The sequence below is a fragment of the Bradyrhizobium sp. C-145 genome (assembly GCF_023375135.1).
In the GTDB taxonomy this organism is placed as follows: Bacteria; Pseudomonadota; Alphaproteobacteria; order Rhizobiales; family Xanthobacteraceae; genus Bradyrhizobium; species Bradyrhizobium zhanjiangense.
The window spans coordinates 7571439-7591210 of the sequence record NZ_CP088150.1; the positions used below are offsets into that span (position 1 = coordinate 7571439).

The 19772-nt window shown below is 64.1% G+C and carries 16 protein-coding genes; 3 read left to right on the top strand and 13 right to left on the bottom strand.

The features are described from left to right. Positions 1–64 precede the first annotated feature (64 nt). The 3 genes from LRP30_RS35610 to LRP30_RS35620 form a co-directional block, all read right to left on the bottom strand. A complete protein-coding gene (locus LRP30_RS35610; protein WP_249757836.1) occupies positions 65–658 on the bottom strand; it encodes a GNAT family protein in 594 nt (197 codons plus the stop codon). A 138-nt stretch (positions 659–796) separates the two neighbouring features. After that, the gene (locus LRP30_RS35615; protein ID WP_249757837.1) at positions 797–1723 is read right to left on the bottom strand and encodes an SMP-30/gluconolactonase/LRE family protein; all 927 of its coding nucleotides are present in this window, start codon (positions 1721–1723) and stop codon (positions 797–799) included. A gap of 141 nt (positions 1724–1864) precedes the next feature. Further along, positions 1865–2698: an AraC family transcriptional regulator gene (locus LRP30_RS35620; protein ID WP_164934340.1), complete on the bottom strand. Its 834-nt coding sequence runs from the start codon at positions 2696–2698 to the stop codon at positions 1865–1867. Between the two features lie 182 nt (positions 2699–2880). On the opposite strand from LRP30_RS35620, the gene LRP30_RS35625 reads away from it, so the two are divergent. Beyond that, positions 2881–3984 carry a mandelate racemase/muconate lactonizing enzyme family protein gene (locus LRP30_RS35625; protein WP_249757838.1) on the top strand — a complete coding sequence of 368 codons (1104 nt, stop codon included), beginning with the start codon at positions 2881–2883 and terminating at the stop codon, positions 3982–3984. 9 nt (positions 3985–3993) lie between these two features. Here the strand turns inward: LRP30_RS35625 and LRP30_RS35630 are convergent, their stop codons facing one another. After that, a complete protein-coding gene (locus LRP30_RS35630) occupies positions 3994–4353 on the bottom strand; it encodes a hypothetical protein (RefSeq protein WP_128936111.1) in 360 nt (119 codons plus the stop codon). A 184-nt stretch (positions 4354–4537) separates the two neighbouring features. On the opposite strand from LRP30_RS35630, the gene LRP30_RS35635 reads away from it, so the two are divergent. Then, the gene (locus LRP30_RS35635) at positions 4538–4762 is read left to right on the top strand and encodes a hypothetical protein (protein ID WP_091879473.1); all 225 of its coding nucleotides are present in this window, start codon (positions 4538–4540) and stop codon (positions 4760–4762) included. 291 nt (positions 4763–5053) lie between these two features. Here LRP30_RS35635 and LRP30_RS35640 read toward each other — a convergent pair whose 3' ends face one another. Next, on the bottom strand, positions 5054–5710 hold the full coding sequence (locus LRP30_RS35640) for a glutathione S-transferase family protein (protein WP_249757839.1): 657 nt from the start codon (positions 5708–5710) through the stop codon (positions 5054–5056). A 170-nt stretch (positions 5711–5880) separates the two neighbouring features. On the opposite strand from LRP30_RS35640, the gene phaZ reads away from it, so the two are divergent. Next, positions 5881–7104, top strand: coding sequence for a polyhydroxyalkanoate depolymerase (phaZ, locus tag LRP30_RS35645; RefSeq protein ID WP_249757840.1), 1224 nt, complete (start codon positions 5881–5883; stop codon positions 7102–7104). 49 nt (positions 7105–7153) lie between these two features. Here phaZ and LRP30_RS35650 read toward each other — a convergent pair whose 3' ends face one another. The 8 genes from LRP30_RS35650 to LRP30_RS35685 form a co-directional block, all read right to left on the bottom strand. After that, complete coding sequence (locus tag LRP30_RS35650; RefSeq protein WP_249757841.1) at positions 7154–10483, bottom strand: adenylate/guanylate cyclase domain-containing protein; 3330 nt, start codon at positions 10481–10483, stop codon at positions 7154–7156. Between the two features lie 315 nt (positions 10484–10798). Beyond that, positions 10799–11314 carry a hypothetical protein gene (locus LRP30_RS35655; RefSeq protein ID WP_249757842.1) on the bottom strand — a complete coding sequence of 172 codons (516 nt, stop codon included), beginning with the start codon at positions 11312–11314 and terminating at the stop codon, positions 10799–10801. 373 nt (positions 11315–11687) lie between these two features. Next, positions 11688–13556 (bottom strand): ABC transporter ATP-binding protein, encoded by a 1869-nt coding sequence (locus tag LRP30_RS35660; RefSeq protein WP_249757843.1) that lies wholly within the window; start codon positions 13554–13556, stop codon positions 11688–11690. Positions 13557–13778: 222 nt separating this feature from the next. After that, complete coding sequence (locus LRP30_RS35665) at positions 13779–14705, bottom strand: glyoxylate/hydroxypyruvate reductase A (protein ID WP_249757844.1); 927 nt, start codon at positions 14703–14705, stop codon at positions 13779–13781. Positions 14706–14711: 6 nt separating this feature from the next. Beyond that, a complete protein-coding gene (locus LRP30_RS35670; protein ID WP_249757845.1) occupies positions 14712–16040 on the bottom strand; it encodes an FAD-binding oxidoreductase in 1329 nt (442 codons plus the stop codon). 40 nt (positions 16041–16080) lie between these two features. Beyond that, positions 16081–16956 (bottom strand): ABC transporter permease, encoded by an 876-nt coding sequence (locus tag LRP30_RS35675; protein ID WP_249757846.1) that lies wholly within the window; start codon positions 16954–16956, stop codon positions 16081–16083. Between the two features lie 3 nt (positions 16957–16959). Continuing rightward, positions 16960–17910, bottom strand: coding sequence for an ABC transporter permease (locus tag LRP30_RS35680; protein WP_249757847.1), 951 nt, complete (start codon positions 17908–17910; stop codon positions 16960–16962). Between the two features lie 27 nt (positions 17911–17937). Then, complete coding sequence (locus LRP30_RS35685; protein ID WP_249757848.1) at positions 17938–19629, bottom strand: peptide ABC transporter substrate-binding protein; 1692 nt, start codon at positions 19627–19629, stop codon at positions 17938–17940. Positions 19630–19772 lie beyond the last annotated feature (143 nt).

Genomic DNA, 19772 nt, shown 5'->3' on the forward strand with positions numbered 1-19772 from the left:
CGCTCTTCACCTCTCCCCATGGGAGAGGTGACCGAGCAAACAGCAAATCTGGAGCACATTATAGCTAGCGCGGCTTGTCGTTGAGTTGAAATTCGAGATGCGCCTGTACCGTCGGCCATTCGGCGGCGGTGATGCTGTAGACCACGGTGTCGCGCAGCGTGCCGTTCGGCCCGACCTGGTGGCTGCGCAGGATGCCGTCCTGCTTGGCGCCGAGGCGCTCGATGGCGCGGCGGCTCTGGTGGTTGAAGAAATGCGTGCGGAACTCGACCGCGATGCAGTTCAGGGTTTCGAAGGCGTGCCGCAGCAGCAGGAGCTTGCACTGCGTGTTGAGCGGGCCGCGCTGCGCGCTCTTGCCGTACCAGGTCGAGCCGATCTCGACGCGGCGATTGGCGGCATCGATGTTCATGTAGGTGGTCATGCCGACGATCCTGCCGCCGGCATCGAACACGGTGAACGGCAGCATCGAGCCTGCGGCCTGAAGGCCGAGGCGACGGTCGATCTCCTTGCCCATGTTCTCCGGCAGTGGGATCGCCGTGTACCAGAGTTTCGACAGCTCGCCGTCCTTGACGGCCTCGACCAGCCTCTCCCGATGCTGATGCGACAGCGGCTCGAGACGGGCGTGCTGTCCACGCAGGGTGACGGGATCGGGCCAGGGCATTGAAAGTCTCTCCTTGCGTCGTTGCGAGCGAAGCGAAGCAATCCAGGGTCTTACGGCGGAGGCAGCCTGGATTGCTTCGTCGCCAGGGCAAAATTGCTTCGCAATTTTGTCGCGGGCTCCTCGCAATGACGGCTTGGCTCACTTATTCAAGAAATTCAACGGCAAACCGCTGCGCGGCCAGTCCATGGCGATCAGCTCGCCCTTGCCCGACAGGGTGATGTAGGCGGTCTTCAGCTCGGGGCCGCCGAAGGCAATGTTGGTGGTGACGCGGTCGCCGGTCGGCACCTGTTCCACCAGCGTGCCGTCAGGCGCGATCACCGAGATGCAGCCGGAGACGAGGGTGGCGACGCAGACATTGCCGTTGGCCTCCACCGCGAGCGAGTCGAACATCTGGTAGCCGCCGAGGCCGCAGATCGGCTTGCCACGCTCGCCGCGATAGATCACCTCGCGCGGCTTCAGCGTGCCCGGCGCGGAGAGCTCATAGGCCCAGAGCCGGCCCGTCGGCGTCTCTGCGATATAGACCGTGTTCTCGTCCGGCGAGAGCCCGATGCCGTTCGCGGGCAGCACGCCATGCACGATCTCGACGATCTCTTTCATGCCGGGCTTGAGATAGTATATGCCGCCAACGTCCATTTCGCGCGCGCGGCGTTTGCCGAGGTCGGAGAACCAGAGGCCGCCCTGCTTGTCGAACACCAGATCATTGGGGCCGCGCAGATCGTGCTCGCCGCATCTGGTCACGACGGTCTCGACCTTGCCGGATTGCAGATCGACGCGCTGGATCGAGCCGCCGCGGTAATCGTCCGGTTGCGGGCCCGGCATGATCATCTTGCCGGCCGGAAGCCAGGAGAAGCCGCCATTGTTGCAGATGTAGATCTTGCCGTCGGGCCCGAGCGCGGCGCCATTGGGGCCACCCGGCACCTTCGCGACGATCTCCTTGCGGCCGTCGGGATGAACGCGGGTCAGGCGCTGGCCGCGGATCTCCACCAGCACGACCGAGCCGTCCGGCATCACGACCGGCCCTTCTGGAAATTCGAGGTCGGTGGCGAGAACGCGGACGTTGGACATGTTGGGACCCTCCCGGCTGCTTGTTATGACTTGCACGGGATGTCCGGCACGGGCCCACACGCAAGATTTGCCTGCGGTTATGACAAAGTCGCCGGGGCTTGCCAAGCAAGCGGGACGGTATGCCAGCGTTGCGGAAGCCCCCTACTCCCTCACCGGCATCCAGATCTCGAAGCCGCCATTTCCGGTTGCTGGATCGAACTTCTCGTCATAGCGCTCGAAGTTCGGTGCGTCCGCGGCTTTGAGGCCGGAGGCCGGCAGCCACTGATTCCAGATCGTGTTGACAGTGCGGCGGATCGAGGCGACGTGATCGGTGTGGGTAAAGACGGCGTAGCGCTGCTCGGGGATGCGGATGCGGCCGAAGCGACGCGGCAGGTCCGAGAAATCGGCGACCTCGACGCCGGCGATGTAGTCGAAATTGCCGGCATCATCGCCATTGCAGCAAACGCCGTAGGCGACGTTACCGACGCGCGCGGGAATGTCGGCGACCTCCTGGTGAAAACGGTGCCATAGACCGGGGATCATGGCGCCATTGTCGCAGGAGATGCGCTCGGCGGGACCGGCGACCAGGAAGGCCTTTGCGGTTTCGAAACGCGGCGGGGCAAGATGGTCGAGCATGGTGGAGTCCATGAGGATCGGCTCCTGAAGCTTGAGGTGGCTGGCGCATGTCGCGGCCCGCACCGCTTCGGGCGTGGTGCCGAACTGGTCGCGGAACGCGCGGGTGAATGCTTCGTGCGAGCCGTAATCCGCCTCCAGCGCCAGTGACAGGATGTCAGGCGCACCGTTCGCAAGACTGCGCGCGGCTTCCGTCAGCCGCCGCGCGCGCACGTAGCGCATCACCGGAAGACCGGTGGCTGCGGCAAACGCGCGCACGATGTGGAACCGCGACACGCCTGAGATCGCTGCGATCTCGTCGAGCGTCATCGGCTCGGCCAGATGGCTCTCGATATACCAGAGCGCGCGCTGGGCTGGGTTCACGGTGGTCGTCCTCGTTCGAAGCGCGGTCATGATGCGCAGCAATGCCGCCGGCCCGCTTGATCGGCATTGCGGTCCTGACATGAGGATAGCCGGGCAACGGCTACTGGCAACATCCGGGCATCCGTGGCTACACTCCCGGGGTCGCTGAAACCGCTCACCAGAAAGCACGGAGGAACCGCGTCATGGAAATTACAGATGTGCGGGCGCACCATATCCGCATCCCCTATGACGCCGGTGTCGCCAGCTTTCGCCAGGGCGCTTCCGCAATTACCGCGCTCGACATGGTGCTGGTCGAGGTCACGACCGATGCCGGGCTGACCGGCTGGGGCGATGCCTTCGCCTATGTCTGCCCCCGCACCACGCGCAGCGCCGTCGAGGAGATGATCGCGCCGCAGGCGCGTGGGCTGAAGGTACCTGATGCGGCCGGCATCCCAGGGGTCATGGAGCAGATCCAGCGCAATCTGCATCTGTTCGGCCGCTACGGCATCACCATGTTCGCGATCTCTGGACTCGACATCGCGCTGTGGGACCTTGCCGCCAAGGTGGAGGGCGTGCCCGTGCATCGCCTGCTCCGCGAGACCAGGCGCACAGCTATTCCCGCTTACGCGAGCCTGCTGCGGATCGGCTCGCCCGACAACATCGCCGCCGAATGCAGGAAGGCGCTCGCGCTCGGCTATGGCGCCATCAAGCTGCACGAGACCACGACACCTGCGGTGTTCGCTGCACGCGAGGCGATCGGGCCAACCATTCCGCTGATGGTCGACATGAACTGTCCTCTCACCGCCGATCAGGCGATCGCGTTTGCGAAGGCATGTGCGGACGCGAAACCGATGTTCCTGGAGGAGCCGGTCTGGCCGCCGGAGGATTTTGCTGCGCTCGCCGACGTCCGCAGCAAGGGCGGGCTCGACATTGCCGCCGGCGAGAATGCCTGCACGGAGTATCAATTTCGCCAGATGATGAATGCGGGCGCGGTGAGCCATGCCCAGCCCTCAGTGATCAAGGTCGGCGGCATCACGGAGTTCCTGAAGGTCGCGGCGCTGGCCGATCAGTTCGGCGTCAAGATCGTGCCGCACTCTCCCTATTTCGGTCCGGGCCTGCTGGCGACGCTGCATCTCTTGGCACTGCGCGAGGACGGGCTCGTCGAGATTTTCTATTTGAAACGCGAGGCCTGCCTCTGGGGCGGCCGCGCCGATGTCGATGCGACCGGCCATGTCGCGGTGCCGAATGGCCCTGGACTTGGCTACGAGCCCGATCGCGGCGTGATGGAGCGATATCGCGTCGCGTGATCGCCGCGCTTATTTCGCAGCGTCCTTCGCCGCCGCCGGCGCGTCCTGCTTCTTCTTCGCATCGTCGGCCGGCTTCGCTTGCGCGGCCTGGAGATCGGCGAGCGTCTTCTGCAAGCCGGCGAGACTCGTCTTCAGCGTGTCGATCTGGCGATTGGCTGCGTCCAGCTTCTGCTGATGATCGAGCGTGAGCTTGGTGATAGTCTTCTGCAGGAAGTCGACATTGCTCTGGAGACAGCTCGTGCGCCGCTCCATGGTCTTCTCGACGGTGCAGATCTCAATGCCGGGCACGTCCTGCGCGCGGAGCGACAGCGGCGCCAGCGCTGCGAGCAGCAACATTGCGAAACAGACGCCGGCGCTTCGGATCAGCATGAAAGGTTCCTCGTCAATCGATCACATCAATGTGCGCTTTTTGCGCGCAAGCGCGTGAGGCTACCACACTCGTACCGCATTCTCGCGTGAGCTTGCGCCTGTTCCCTGGGACGGGGAACGATGATCGGCACGCGGAAAGAAGTGGGCGTTCTTTCCGCGGCTTTGTTTAGGGGAGATTTTTGGAATGGCAACGCGGGATAGACGTCTGGCGGAATTCGATGGCACCGGAGAACCACCACCCGGCCTTGCGGTCGAAGTGTTGTGCGAGGACCACAGCGGAACGTATCAGCTGCCGTTCGCCTGCCGTTATGTGGAGGGACGCTGGCGCAACCACGAGGCCGGCATCGCGGTCGAAGCGACCGTCATCGGCTGGCGTCTGCCGCGCGTGAAGCAGCGCGGCGCCGCCTGACGGCGATCTGTATTTCAAAATGCGACGGAGCCGCGCTTCCGCTTTAACCTTCGGAACGCGGCCCGAACAAATCACGTCCGAATCGGCCATAGGGCTTCGTACGCATCTGTTCACGGCTAGATGTCGCCAGCCGGCCCCCCGCGCGCACAATATCTGCGCAGCGCAGGATTGGATCTGGGCCGCGTATTGGCGGCAAAAGTTAACCGCATCAAGGGCATGGCGGGGGCACGCCATGTGCCTGCCGGGCGACGGCTCCAGCCCTCGAAACGGGCAGGACAGCGCGAGACCTGCCTAATATTCCACCTCGAGCTCCTCGATCTCGGCCGGCTCTTCCCGCGCCGCCGCGATCCATTCCTGCATCTCGGTCATCGCCATAATGGTGTCAGCATAGGCCTTCAGCGGCGGCGCAAGCTTGACGTCATAGGTGACGAAGCGCGTCACCACTGGGGCGTACATCGCATCCGCCATGGTGCGCTGCGCGCCGAACAGGAACGGACCGCCCGATTTCTCCAGGCAATCGCGCCAGATCAACCAGACGCGGTCGATGTCGGCCTGCGCGCGCGACCAGATCTTGAAGCCGGGAAAGTGTCCCTTCAGGTTGACCGGCAGCGAGGCGCGCAGCGTGGTGAAGCCGGAATGGATTTCGCCCGAGATCGAGCGGCAATGCGCGCGCTGAATGCGGTCATCAGGCAGCAGCCCGGCGTCCGGCATCACCTCGTGGAGATATTCGGCGATCGCCAGCGTATCCCACACCACGGCGCCATCGTGCCGCAGGCACGGCACCAGGATCGAGGACGACAGCAAGAGGATTTCGGCGCGCGCCGAGGGATCATCCGGCGCTGTGACGATCTCCTCGAAATCGAGCCCGGAAAATTTCGTCAGCAGCCAGCCACGCAGCGACCACGACGAGTAGTTCTTGCTGCTGATGGTCAGTGTCGCCTTCGCCATTTGGCCCTTCCCTGCGCCTGATCTCGACACCCGCTCGCCCCGCGGGCGTGCCCATGAGCTGTGCTTGCCGCGAAATTGAGGAGCAAGCGATGTGCCAGTTTCGAGAGCGGTCCCGCTCCCGCTTGGCTTCGATATTGCATAATCGCCGGGGGACAGGTGGGCGTTTCAGTATGATGTCGATGTATTATCAGGCCTTCCAGAACCATATGGACCTGACCGCGCCATGGCGGGCGGGGGCCTCGTCCGCGCTCAAATTCCTCAACCTGGTACCGCAGGGCGTCTCGCATCAGGTGGTCGGCCGGCTCTCGGCAGCGCTTGAGCTGATCTCGCGCTCCACCCTCACCTATGATCGTCCCGCCTACGGCATCGACAGCGTGATGGTGGGCAATCGCGAAATCGCCGTCACCGAGGAGATCGCCTACGCGACGCCGTTTGGCTCGCTGCTGCACTTTCGCAAGGACGGCGTGGGCGAGCAGCCGCGCATGCTGCTGGTGGCGCCGATGTCGGGCCATTTCGCCACGCTGTTGCGCGGCACCGTGAAGACGCTGCTCCAGGACCACGACGTCTACATCACCGACTGGCACAATCCGCGGGACATTCCCCGCAGCGAGGGCCGCTTCGGGCTCGACGACTACACCGAGCATCTCATCGATTTCCTCGGACAGCTCGGCCCGCGCCCGCACATGGTGGCGATCTGCCAGCCGTCGGTCTCCGCGCTCGCGGCCGCCGCGATCATGTGCGAGGACAACCACCCCTCGCGGCCGGCGACGCTGACGCTGATGGCCGGGCCGATCGACACCCGCATCCAGCCGACCAAGGTCAACGACTTCGCCAAGAGCAAGCCGATCGAGTGGTTCGAGCGCAACCTGATCAACTACGTGCCGATGCAGTGCCGCGGCGCCTTGCGCAAAGTCTATCCCGGCTTCGTGCAGCTCACCGCCTTCGTCTCGATGAATCTCGAGCGCCACATCAAGCAGCATCTCGACCTCGCCAACCACATCGCCAAGGGCGAGAAGGACAAGGCCGCCAGCATCAAAACCTTCTACGATGAATATTTCGCGGTGATGGACCTGCCGGCGGAGTTCTACATCGAGACCGTGCGCGACGTGTTCCAGGAGCACCTGTTGCCGCAGGGCAGACTGATGCATCGCGGGCGCCCGGTGAACACCAAAGCCGTCAGCCGCATGGGACTGATGACGGTCGAGGGCGAGAAGGACGACATCTGCTCGATCGGCCAGACCCTCGCCGCACAGGACCTCTGCACCGGCGTACGCGCCTATCGCCGCGTCCATCACATGCAGGCCGGCGTCGGCCATTACGGCGTGTTCTCGGGCAAGCGCTGGAACAACGAGATTTATCCGCTGCTGCGGGATTTCGTGCACGTCAATTCATGACCATCATTGCCTGGCCCCCAAGGCGCCAGCCGGGGTAACGGCACGTGCTCTAATGCTCTTGCTTGAGCAGCTCTTTCGCTTCTGTGATTTCGGGAAGATTTCGCTCCACATCGAATTCGGCGAGGACGGGAACGAGCAGTTCGGATGCCGCGCACGCTCGACCATGCGTCTTGTGCAGGCGCGCAAGTCCAAGGGCGCTGCGCAGCTCGAAAGTCTTCGTCTGCTGGCTTCGTGCGATGTCCAGCGCTCGCCTGAGGGCATTCTCGGCACCGGAATCGTCGGGAGGGTCACGGCGCAACAAAAGCTCGCCGTGGACGCGGTGCAGCTCGGCATCGAGCCAACGCTGACCGGACTGTTCCGCCCACGCAATCAGCTCACTCAAGATTTCGAGCCCGGTTTCGACTTGGCCCACCTCTGCGTCCGCCATGGCGACGTGCATTCCCCAAAACGGTTCACAGAGGTAACAGTCATTCTCGTGCAGCAAGGTCCAGCCGCGGCGCATTTCTGCCAATCCGGCCATTCGCTCGCCAGCACGCCACTTGGCGAGGCCATTCAGGTAGGTGCCGGCGGCCACATAGAGCGGCATCGTGTGGTCGCGCGCGAGACCGAGCGCCAGGATCGTCTCTGTTTGCTGCAACAAGCCCCCGCACAGTCCGTCGAACACAGCGCGATGAACAAGCGCATTGGCCTGGGAAAGCGCCCGTTGTTCTCCGGAAGCGCGCACCGCTTCGGCGGCGAGTTGGCGTGCGCGGCCGATGCTGCCCAGCGGCCAGAGTACCAAGGCAAGAAACCTCTCGATCACGAACGGAAGATCCAGCGCCGAAGCCCTGAACATCGCCGGATCCGGCTCGGCACCATAGATATCCAGTGCTTGCTCGAGATGCCCCCGCGCATTCAAGTAATCACCGCCGAACCAGCAGGTAACCCCGCCCGTCCAATGGGCAACGATGGCGGCCACCGGTGAGTTCGGCCGTCGTTCAGCGGCGCTCATGATGGCATCCGCCAGCTCGCGCATCGGAGCGAGCTCGCCGTGTGTCAGGCAAGCATTGAAGAGGCCCGAATGGATCGGCGCAAGTTCAACGGGATCATTGATGTCGGCGGCGAACTGTCGGGCGCGCGTCCATGCGGCGACCGTTTCGGGAGCGCTGTGCCCGAGGCTGCCCCGCAATGCACGGCCATATGCGATTTGAAGATGCAGCCTGCTCATCACCCGGCGGGGCTCATCGGGCAGTTGATCCGCCGTCGCAACCGCCTTGCCGAGATGCGCGATCGCCTCGGAATAGGCCGAGCGTTTTAGCGCCTGCTGGCCCGCCTTGTGCCACCATTCGAGCGCGACCTCGCTCAGCCCCGCCTCGGTGAAGTGATGCGCCAGAACTTCCGGCTCAGTCTCGGCCACGATCGGAAACTTCTCGCGCAGGACATCACCGATGCGCTTGTGAAGCAGCTGCCGTTTGCTCCTGAGCAGGCCCTCATAGGCTGCTTCCTGAACGAGAGCGTGCCTGAAGCTGTAGTTTGCTTCGGGCGGAGCCCCGTGACGCACCAGCAGTTCCGCCTCTTCGAGCTGCGCTAGCGCGGCGGTCAGCGTCAGATCATCGCGTCCTGCCACATATCTCAGCAGCGCATATGAAAAGTCGCGGCCGATCGCGGCGCCGATTTGCGCCACCTCCTTGACTGGAGCCAGCCGGTCGAGCCGCGCCATCAGCGAATCCTGCAGCGTCGCGGGAATAGCGAGCGGCGGGAGCGGACTATCGAGGCGATAACGCCCGGCGTCCTCGACGAGCAATCCGGATTCCAGCACCATCTTGGTGAGTTCCTCGACAAATAGCGGGACGCCATCCGTCTTGTCGATGATCTGCTTCATCATCTCCCGTGGCAGCTGGCGGCCGACGGTTACCTGCTCGACCAGCGCACGCGTGTCCTGCGGGTCTAGTCGGTCGAGCCGCAACAGACTGACGTTGGCAAGGCCCGACCATGAGGGCTCGAACTCTGGCCGGGATGTCGTGAGCACGAGTATCGGCAGTCCCCTGATCCGATCAACCGCAAGATCGAGCAGTTCAAGTGTCGTGGCATCGGCCCAGTGCATATCCTCGCAGATGATCAACAGCGGCTGCTCTCGCGCCAGCCCCTCGAGCTGATCGAGCAGGGCGGCAAATGTCTGTCGCCGCTGCTGCGCCGGGCTCAAACCAAGCGGCGGACAATGGTCGCCGGTTGGAATCGAAAGGAGAGCCGCAATCAGCGGTGTCGCTCGGGCGACCTGCTGCGTTCCAAGCGCCAGCATAGCCTCGAGCTTGTCGAGCTTTTGCCCGGGCGTGTCATCCGAGCGGATGCCGGCGGCGCGCTCGAGCTGCGCGACAAAGGGATGAAGCGCACTGTTGGTGTGGTAGGGCGAACACTGATATCGCACCCGGCGGTGCACCCCCAACGCGGGACTTTCAGACAGCGTTGCGACCATGCGCGACTTGCCGATGCCCGCTTCGCCGGAAATCAACAGCATCTGGCCTCGCCCTTGCCATGCCAGTTGCTGGCGTGAGAGCGCGAATTCGATCTCCTGCTTGCGGCCGACAAAGCCGATCGAGCGCGCAGCACGAACCGCCTCGAAGCGACTCTCCGATGCGGTCGTTCCCTCGACCGCCCAGACCGCAATGGGTTCGGCTATCCCCTTGACCTCGCGGCGGCCGAGATTGCGAAGCGCGAAGAGATCGCCCAGCAGCCGGCGCGTCGACGAGGCAACGACGACCGCTCCCGGCTCCGCCAGGCTCTGGAGCCGCGCAGCGAGGTTCGGTGTATCGCCGATCGTTCCGTGCTCCTCTGACGCATCTCCGCTGACGAGGTCGCCGACCACCACAAGTCCGGTCGCGATTGCGATCCGCAGTTCGACCCTTTCGTCCGCGCCTGTTTTGAGTTGCCCGACCGCAGAGATGATGTCGAGGCCCGCTCGCACTGCCCGCTCCGCATCATCCTCGTGGGCGCGAGGATAGCCGAAATAGACGAGTATTCCGTCACCAACGAACCTGGCTATCCTGCCGTCGTAAGCAGCGATGACGCTCGCGCAGGCGGCGCGGTAGGCGCGGATCACTTCCCACATATCCTCGGGATCGAGCCGCGCCGAGAGCGCGGTCGAACCGACCAGATCGCAAAACATAACGGTGAGATGACGCCGCTCGGCGTCTTGAGGAGGAGCGGGCGATGCGATCAGCGCGGCTGGATCGAGGTCGGCAATAGCACGGAGCATTTTGCGGCGATGGCCGAGCAGCACTCCGAGCTTCTCGAAATCGTCATCCATCAGTTCGGGAAGGACACCCATGTCGATCCCATTTTGGACAAAACGCTCTGCGTATTGCCCAAGCCCCAGCTTCTCGAGCCACTCCGCAATCTGCATTGGCTCCACCGATCGTGTGGTTGGCGGTTAGCAGAATTTTGGACCACGGCACGCAGGGACAATATCCCAACGCCACCATGATGGCACTCTTGTTTGTTGCGCGACAACTTAGGTTGCGCAGGACCGATACGCGTCCAAGCAGGAAAGTCGTTCGATGCGAACGTCTGCGCTACTAAAAATCGTCTGCACGTAGCGTCGAACGACAGAGGTTGCGATCGTCAATGACTCCTTCAGATCTGAAGCCGAATCCGGCACCCGGGCTTTTGCCCACGCCAAGATGCCCGGCATGCGCTTTTTCCGCGAGGACAGTCGTCTTCACTCCCTGTCCATGGTCACTTCGTAGCTGCGCGCCATCGCTCCTGCCGCAACTTGAAGCGAAGAACCGACGATCCAACAGGCCGCAACAAAGACGACCAGGCCATTGGGAAGGCTTTGATCAAGGACAAGGATGCTGACGGACAGAGCTGCTGCGATCGCCGCGCTGAACGTCCCGGCCGCACTCATGATCTCAATCGCCTCGGACCCATTGTATTGCTCCGGGGTGCTCGAAATCGACTTCCGAGCGAACGTACGAGACAAATCAATTCCAATATAGAAGCTAACGGCTCCGTAGATCATCATGAGCAGCACGATCCAGCCGCTTTCAAACAGTCCGCCTTTCTGACGTAATACGGTCGCCCCCACATAGAGGCCGCAAGTGGCCCCAACGGCTGCGAGCCCAATTCTTTCAAGAAGATGGGCCGCCTTGATAAGGCTCGAACGGGCGATCCGATAATTGCCGGCGTGTCTTGTCGGCGAAAATGCACTGGAAACTTCGTTGCTGATCTTCATTGGGGGCTCCTTGGTAAGTAGCAGCCTACCGGCCGACCCCGAACAGAAGCTGCGTAAACACGTTTCGCGATGCCCTGATTCCAATTTTTGAAAAGATCTGTGCTGAGTGTTGGGACTGGCTTGCTCGTGACCAAGACGAGAGCCAATCCAAAGCTGCGAGCATCCGGCTTCGCAGGCATTGCATCTCACCCGTGTCTGTCAGTTAGCTCCGGGTGTGGCAATTTCTTGCGGGAGTAATAGCTCGAAAAGAAACTGATGGAATATGAGACGGTTCACATGCCGCAGTTCCCTGTCGCTCCATCCAGTCACGATTTCAGGAGCCTGTATCGTCGCGCACTCGGCAGCAGGAGCAGGAGCTGAAAGGTGCCCTCGATCAGGCCAACCATTCCTCGCCCCAGACCTGGACGACGTGGCCAGGCGACAATTCGCGATATTGCCGGCGAGGCGGCTGGTAGTCCGGCGCGCGCACCGGGCTTCTGATCTCGTCGTTGGAAGCCTCGCGCCTGGTGCCGCGGCGCGATGGATCGGGCACCGGCACGGCAGCCATCAGCTTCTTCGTGTAGGGATGCTGCGGATTGCCGAACACTGCCGCGCGCGGACCGATCTCGACGATCTCGCCGAGATACATCACCGCGACGCGGTGGCTCATGCGCTCGACCACCGCGATGTCGTGGGAAATGAAGAGATAGGCAAGGCCCATGCTGGCCTGAAGGTCGAGCATCAGGTTCACGACCTGCGCCTTGACCGAGACGTCGAGCGCCGAGACCGCCTCGTCCGCGACGATCAGCTTCGGCCCCAGCGCAAGCGCACGCGCGATGCAGATGCGCTGGCGCTGGCCGCCGGAGAATTCATGCGGGAAGCGCGCGGCCATGTCGGCAGTCAAGCCGACGCGCACGAGCAGATCGGCGACCTTGTCGCGCGCCTGCGACGCCGACGCGAGCCCGTTGGCGAGCAATGGAGCCGCGATCGCCGTTCCCACCGACATGCGCGGATTGAGGCTCGCGAACGGATCCTGGAAGACGATCTGCATGTGCTTGCGGAAATCGCGTAAAGCTCGGCCGTTCATGGTGAGCACGTCCTGGCCGTCGATCAGGACGGTGCCACTGTCCGGCTCGAGCAGCCTGAGAATCGAGCGGCCTGTCGTCGACTTGCCGCAACCGGATTCGCCGACCAGCGCCAGCGTCTCGCCGGCGCGCAGGGTGAAGGAGATGTTCTCGACCGCGTGGACACGGCCCGAGACCTTTCCGAACAGGCCCGAGCGGATCGGAAAGCGCGTGGTGAGATTGGCGACTTCGAGCAACGGACGCTCGGCGGTCGAGACCGTGTCGGGCGTCTCCATCGGCTGATCCGAGGTGCCCGTGACCTTGTCGACGATGGGAAAACGCATCGGCCGCTCACGTCCGTCCATCGAGCCGAGGCGCGGCACGGCGGCGAGCAGTGCGCGGGTGTAGGGATGCGACGGAGCGGCGAAGATGCGCGACGTCGCGTCGGTTTCGACCGCCTGCCCGCCATACATCACCACGGTACGATCAGCGATCTCGGCGACCACGCCCATGTCGTGGGTGATGAAGAGGATCGACATCCCCTCCTCCTGCTGAAGCTCCTTCAGCAGTTCCAGGATCTGGGCCTGGATGGTGACGTCGAGCGCGGTGGTCGGCTCGTCCGCGATCAAAAGCTTCGGCTTGCAGGCCAGCGCCATCGCGATCATCACGCGCTGACGCATGCCGCCGGAGAAGCGATGCGGATGCTCGTGGAAGCGCGATGTCGCCGCGGGAATGCGGACGCGATCGAGCAGGCGGATGGTCTCGGCCTCCGCCGCCGCGCGCGACAGGCCGCGATGCTGGATCAAGGCCTCGGCGATCTGGAAGCCGATGGTGAGCACCGGATTGAGGCTCGTCATCGGCTCCTGGAAGATCATCGCGACGTCGTTGCCGCGAATGTCCTTCATGCCCGCTTCGGGCAGCGCGAGGAGATCGCGGCCGGCCAGCATGATGCGGCCCTCGACGCGACCAATCTCCTGCGGAATGAGCCGCATGATCGAGAGCGCGGTGACGCTCTTGCCCGAACCGGACTCGCCAACGATCGCGACGGTTTCCTTGGGGGCGATGTCGAACGACACGTTGCGGACGACGGGAATCCACTGCCGCTCGAGCATGAAGGACGTGGTGAGGCCGGCAACCGACAGCACCGGCGCCTGCGCTTCGGCAACGAGTTGATCAGGTGCGTTTGCGCCGGTGCTCATGCGAAGCACCAGGAGCTTTGCGAGATGAGACTGGATCGTGCCGCAAGGAAGGTGCGCTCCCTCCCCCGCTTGCGGGGGAGGGCTGGGGAGAGGGTGCTTCCACAATGAAGGACCCTCAAGAGGAGAGACCCCTCACCCGGCGCTTCGCGCCGACCTCTCCCGCAAGCGGGAGAGGTGGACTGAGCTCGTGGCTGCGCCGATGTTCCCATCACCATCTCAACCTCAATAACCGCGGCTACGGTCAACGAATCCCGGCAGATCTTCGCCGCGGCGGTGGCGTGCGATGACGTCGAGCACGAAATCGACGGCCGTGTCCGGCGTGGTCATGCTGGCATTGTGCGGCGTCAGCAGGATGCGCGGATGGCTCCAGAACGGATGGCCCGCGGACAGCGGCTCCGGCTCGGCGACGTCGAGAACGGCGCCTGCGAGCGCGCCGCTGTCGAGCGCGGCGAGGAAATCGGCTTCGACGAGATGCGCGCCACGGCCGACATTGACGAGAGAGGCACCGCGCGGCAGGCGCGCGAACAGGTCCGCGTTCAAGATACAGCGGGTCTCGTCGGTCAGCGGCAGCAGGCAGACGAGGATGTCAGTTTGCGACAGAAAGTCCGGCAGCGAGCCCGCGCCCGCATAGCAGGTCACGCCCTCGATCTCGCGCGGCGAGCGATTCCAGCCGAGCAGCGGAAAGCCGAACGCCTTGAGCCGATCGAGCACGGCCTGGCCGAGTTGGCCGAGCCCCATCACGCCGACACGCCGCCGCTTCGCCGGCGTGATCCGGATCTCGCGCCAGACCTGCTCCCTCTGCTGGGCGATGAAGTGGAGGAGATCACGATGCAGGCCGAGTACCGCCATGGTGACGTATTCGACCATGGTCTCGGCAATGCCGGGCTCCAGCATGCGGACGAGAGGAATATGCGCGGGAAGCTTTGTGGCGTCGAATTGATCGACACCCGCGCCGACCGAGAAGACCAGTTCGAGATTCGGGAACGTCGTGGCGATATCCTCCGGCGGCACCCACGCCACCAGATAGCTGATATCAGCGGGATTGCCGATGTCGGGCCAGAGCCGAAACGGCAGATCGGGTGCGCGCTCCGCAAAGAAGCGCGCCCACTCGGCGCCGCGAACCATATTGGCCTTGTAGAGAACCGTCATGCCGCCTCAAAACGGGCTGACCGGCGCGAGCCGCCGGCCGTCGATCATGCGCTTGTGGCTGTAAGCCACCGGGTCGACCAGTGGTGTCGAGCCGGTCACGATATCGGCGGCGAGCTTGCCGGCCGCGGGACCAATGCCGAAGCCGTGACCGGAGAAGCCGGTGGCGAGGAAGAAGCCGGGCAAGGCATCAACCGGCGAGATCACGGGGATGGTATCAGGCGTGCAGTCGATGGTGCCGCCCCAGGCTTCCGCAATCTCGATGTCCTTCAATTCCGGATTCGAACGGATCAGCGACGCCAGCGCCGCATTGACCAGCGACATGTCGGGGGCCGGATCGCGCACGCGATCGGCTTCGAACGGCGACGGATTATCAAAGCTCCAGCTGGTGCCGCGTACGATCTGGTCGAAGAACGACTTGCCGAACGACAATTTCAGCCCGTTCTTGCGATGCTGATAGGTCGGCCAGAAGGTGCGGGCGTAGCGGAACAGGTCGGGCGACAGCTCGACCGTGCCGCGGTTGCGCAGCGCCAGCGTAAAGCCGCCGTCGAGACGGCGGCGGATGCAATAGAAATCGGTGCCGAGCGCGCCCGAGGTGATCTCCGGTCCGGGGGTGGTCCGGCATGCCGTGGCGTTAACGAGACCGATCGGCAGCTCGATGCCGTGGCGGCGGCAGAACAGCGACGACCACGCGCCGCCCGCCAGCAGCACGGCTTGCGTGCGGATGGTGCCCTTCTCGGTGACGACGGCACTGACGCACCCACCCTGCGTCTCCAGCCCGCGCGCGGCGCAGCCCTGGTGAATGGTCACGCCATGCTTTCGCGCGGCGGTGGCAAGCGCGGGCACGGCCATCGACGGCTCGGCGCGGCCGTCGCTCGGCGTGTGCAGGCCGCCGACCCATTTGTCGGCATTGCCAGGCATGCGTTCGGCGATCTCGGCCGGCGTCAGGATGGTGGAGTGGACCTGCTGCTCGCGCGCGACCGCGGCCCAACGTTCCCAGCTCGCAAGCTCGTCCTTGCTCTTGGTCAGGAACAGCACGCCGGTGCGGCGGAAGCCGGCATCGACGCCGGCGTCGTTCTGCATGTCCTCCCACAGCCGCAGCGCCTCACGTGCCAGCGGAATCTCCTCGCGCGCGCGGCCCTGTTGGCGGCACCAGCCCCAATTGCGGCTCGACTGTTCGCCGCCGACATGCCCCTTCTCGACCAGCGCGACGGAAAGGCCCTTCTTCGCCAGATGATAGGCCGCAGACACGCCGATCACGCCGCCGCCGATGACGACGACATCCGCCTGTGCCGGCAGGCGTTCATCGCTGTTTATACGGTTGAGCGGCGGGGACATGGGGCACTCCTGGAATTCAGTTCGAACGGAACTCGGCTCGTCATGGGATGTTCATTCGCGGATCGAGCGCATCGCGCAGGCCGTCACCGAGGAAGTTGAAGCTGGTGACCGCCAGCGTGATGGCGACGCCCGGCGCGATCGCGAGCCAGGGCGCGCTGGTGAGATAGATCTGGGCGTTGTTGAGCATGTTGCCCCAGCTCGCGGCCGGCGGCTGGATGCCGTAGCCGAGATAGCTGACATAGGATTCGAGCAGGATCGCCTTGGCGACGTTCAGCGTCGCCGCGACCACGATCGGCGCGATCGCGTTGGGCACGAGCTCGCGGAACATGATCCGCAGGTTCGAGGAGCCGAAGGCGAGCGCGGCGACCGCAAACTCGCGCTCCCGCAGCGATCGCACCTGCGCCTCGACGACGCGGGCAACGGCCATCCATGCAGTTGCCGCAATCAGCACGGTGGTGGTGATGAGACCAGGCTCGGTGAGCGCCGCCAGCGCAAGCAGCAGGAAGATGGTCGGGAAGCACAGCACGGCGTCGACGAGCCGCATCAGCACCGCGCCGGCCACGCCGCCGTAGAAACCGGCGAAGGCGCCGACGACGATGCCGACCGCCATCGCGATCACCATCGCCACGATGCCGATCGAGAGCGAGACGCGGCCGCCCATCATCAAGCGCGCGAGCACGTCGCGGCCGAGCTCGTCGGTGCCGAGGATATGCGCACCCGACAGCGGCGGCGCGAACCGCTTCATGATGTCGATATAGGTGTCGTCGAACGGCAGCAGATAAGGACCGAACGCCGAGCCGAGCACGAGCACCAGAATGATCACGGCACCCGCGAGTGCGAGGCGGTGCCGGCGGAAGCGCCGCCAGGCGGCCTGGCCGGGGGCGGGCTGGACTGTGGAAAGGGTCGCCGTCGCCATCGCCTAGCCCACCCGGATGCGCGGATCGACGACGGCGTAGAAGATGTCGGCGAGCAACGAGCCGATCAGCACCATGGTCGCCGAGAACATCAAGATGCCCATCACCACGGGATAGTCACGATAGCCGATGGAATCGAGGAACAGCCGGCCCATGCCGGGCCAGGTGAAGACGGTCTCGGCCACCAGCGCGCCACCGAGCAGCGTCGGAAACTGAAGGCCCGCGACCGTGATCATCGGCAGCAGCGCGTTCCGCAGCGCGTGCACGGTGAGGATGCGCCACTCAGGCATGCCCTTGGCGCGGGCGGTGCGGATGTAATCCTGGTTGATGACTTCCAGCATGGAGGAACGCATGAAGCGGCCCCACATCGCGGTCTCGACCAGCGCCAGCACCATCGCCGGCGCAATCAGGTGATGCAGCAGGTCGAGGAATGAGCCATCGCCGACGGTCTCGCGGTTGCCGGCCGGCAGCCAGCCGAGCTTCACCGAGAAGACATAGATGGTGACGAGCCCGAACCAGAAGGTCGGGATCGACAGTGCGATCATGGCGCCGACGGTTGCGAGCGTGTCGAACAGCGAATAGCGGCGCAGCGCACCCAGCACGCCGATCCAGCAGCCGAGCAGCACGGCGATGATCGTCGCCGTCGCCATCAATTCGAGGGTTGCGCCGAGATGCGAAGAGATCACCGACAGCACCGCCTCGCCGTCGCGATAGGAGCGGCCCCAATCGCCGCGCACCATGCGACCGAACCAGTCGAGATACTGGATCGGCAGCGGGCGATCGAGCCCGAGCTGCTTGGTGACGCGGTCGAGATCCTCCTGTGTCATCTGCGCGGAGGCCGCGAATTGCGAGAGCGGTCCGCCGGGCGCCAGGTGTAGGATGGCAAAGCCGATTCCCGAGACGATCACCAGCAGCATGATCGCCTGGGCCAGGCGGTTGACGACGTAACGGGCCATCTCAGGCTGCCCTGCACACCTGATAGATCAGGCCCAATACCATTCGCGGATGTTCCAGCAGTTGATGGAGGTGTTGATGTTGGGACGGAAGCCTTGCAGCCCCTCCTTGACGCCCTCGGCAATGAACCCCTGAAACAGCGGCAGGATGGCGAGATCGTTACGGATCAGCTTCTGCAGCTCGCCATAGGTCGCCTTGCGCTGTGACAGATCGAACTGCTTGGCGCCTTCGGCGAGCAGCCGGTCGGCCTCCGCGCTCTGGTACTGATAGGTGTTGTAGCCGCGGCCGCCTTTGGCGGGAATGGAGCCTGAGCCGAAGCGCGGCGTCACGTCGGGGTCGCTGCCCAACATGAAATTCACGCCCACGATCACCGAGTTGAACTTCGACTGCTGCCAGAAGTCGCCCCAGATCACGGCCGCCGGCATGTTGTTGACGCGCATCGCAGCGCCGATCGCACGCCAGTCCTGGATCAGAAGCTGCTGGGTCTGCTCGCGCACCGCGTTGCCTGACGTCGTGGAGTTGGCGAATTCGAGCTTGACGCCGCCCTTCTCGCGAATGCCTCCGGAGCCGCGAACCCATCCAACGGCATCGAGCAGCGCGTTGGCCTTGGCCGGATCGTATTTATGCTGCGGCAGTCCCTGCTGGAACGACCACGCCTGCTGCGGCACGAAGCTCTCGGTCTGCTTGGGCAATCCGTAATTGAGCGCATCGATGATCGCTTGCTTGTTGATGGCGAGATAGAGCGCCTCGCGCACCGCGCGGTCGGCAAAGGGACTGAAACCCAGATTGGGCGCGATGTGCTCCACAGAGGACGTCGAGGAGACGACGATCTTGCGCCCCTTCAGCGTCTTCGCCTCCTGCACGAAATTCGGCAAGATACCCTGCAGGCCGGTGTAGTCGACCTGGCCGGTGCGGAACTGGGTGTAGAGAACGGTGAGATCAGGAATGTATTTGAAGACCACGCGTTCGACGTACGGTCCCTTGCCGTGATAGCCGGTGTGGGCATTGAGCAGGATGTGGTCGCCGGGCACGCGCTCGCCCCAGCGGAACGGCCCGGTGCCGACAGGCGCATTGTGGAATGGTGAGGCGTTCGGATCGGAGACCTTCTCCAGGATGTGCTTGGGCACGATGAAGGTCAGCGATCCCAGGATCGACATGTAGGGCGAATAAGGCGCTTCCATTCGCCAGTGGATCTCATCGGGCGCGACGACCTTGATGTCCTTGACCAGGCTATGGCCGACGCGGCTGCGGGCGCGAAAATCGGGATTGTTGATCAGCTCGAGCGAGAACTTGACGTCATCGGCCGTGAACGGCGTGCCGTCATGCCACTTCACGTCGCTGCGCAGCTTGATCTTCCAGGTCAGACCGTCGGCCGACAGACCGCCATTCTCGATGGTCGGGACTTCGCGTGCGAGGTCGGGAACGAAATTGCCGGCGGGATCGATGAACCAGAGCAGAGAGAACACCTGCCACCAGACGCCCTGATCGACCTCGATGCCGGGCATCAAGGGATGAAAGACGGTCGGCTCCTGCGACAGCGCTGCGATCACCTGCCCGCGCGGCTTGTCCGGCGGATTGGTCGGGCGTTCGACCTGCGCGAAGGCGTTGCCTGCAAGGGTCCATCCTGTCGCGACGCCGGCCCCAAGCTGGAAGAACTGACGGCGATTCGGAATGCCGAGATGCACTGCTCCAACGCCGAACTTGCCGGTGCCGTCTGCCATGGCCACTCTCCGTTGTCGCACGCGGCACCGTCCCCCGCGCCCCGAGACCCCGGCGAAGGGACAGGAGTGGGCTTTAGTGCTTCTAAATTTTTCAGCCAAAATTTCATCACGACTAAATACAGCTGTCAATCGTATTGCTAGAA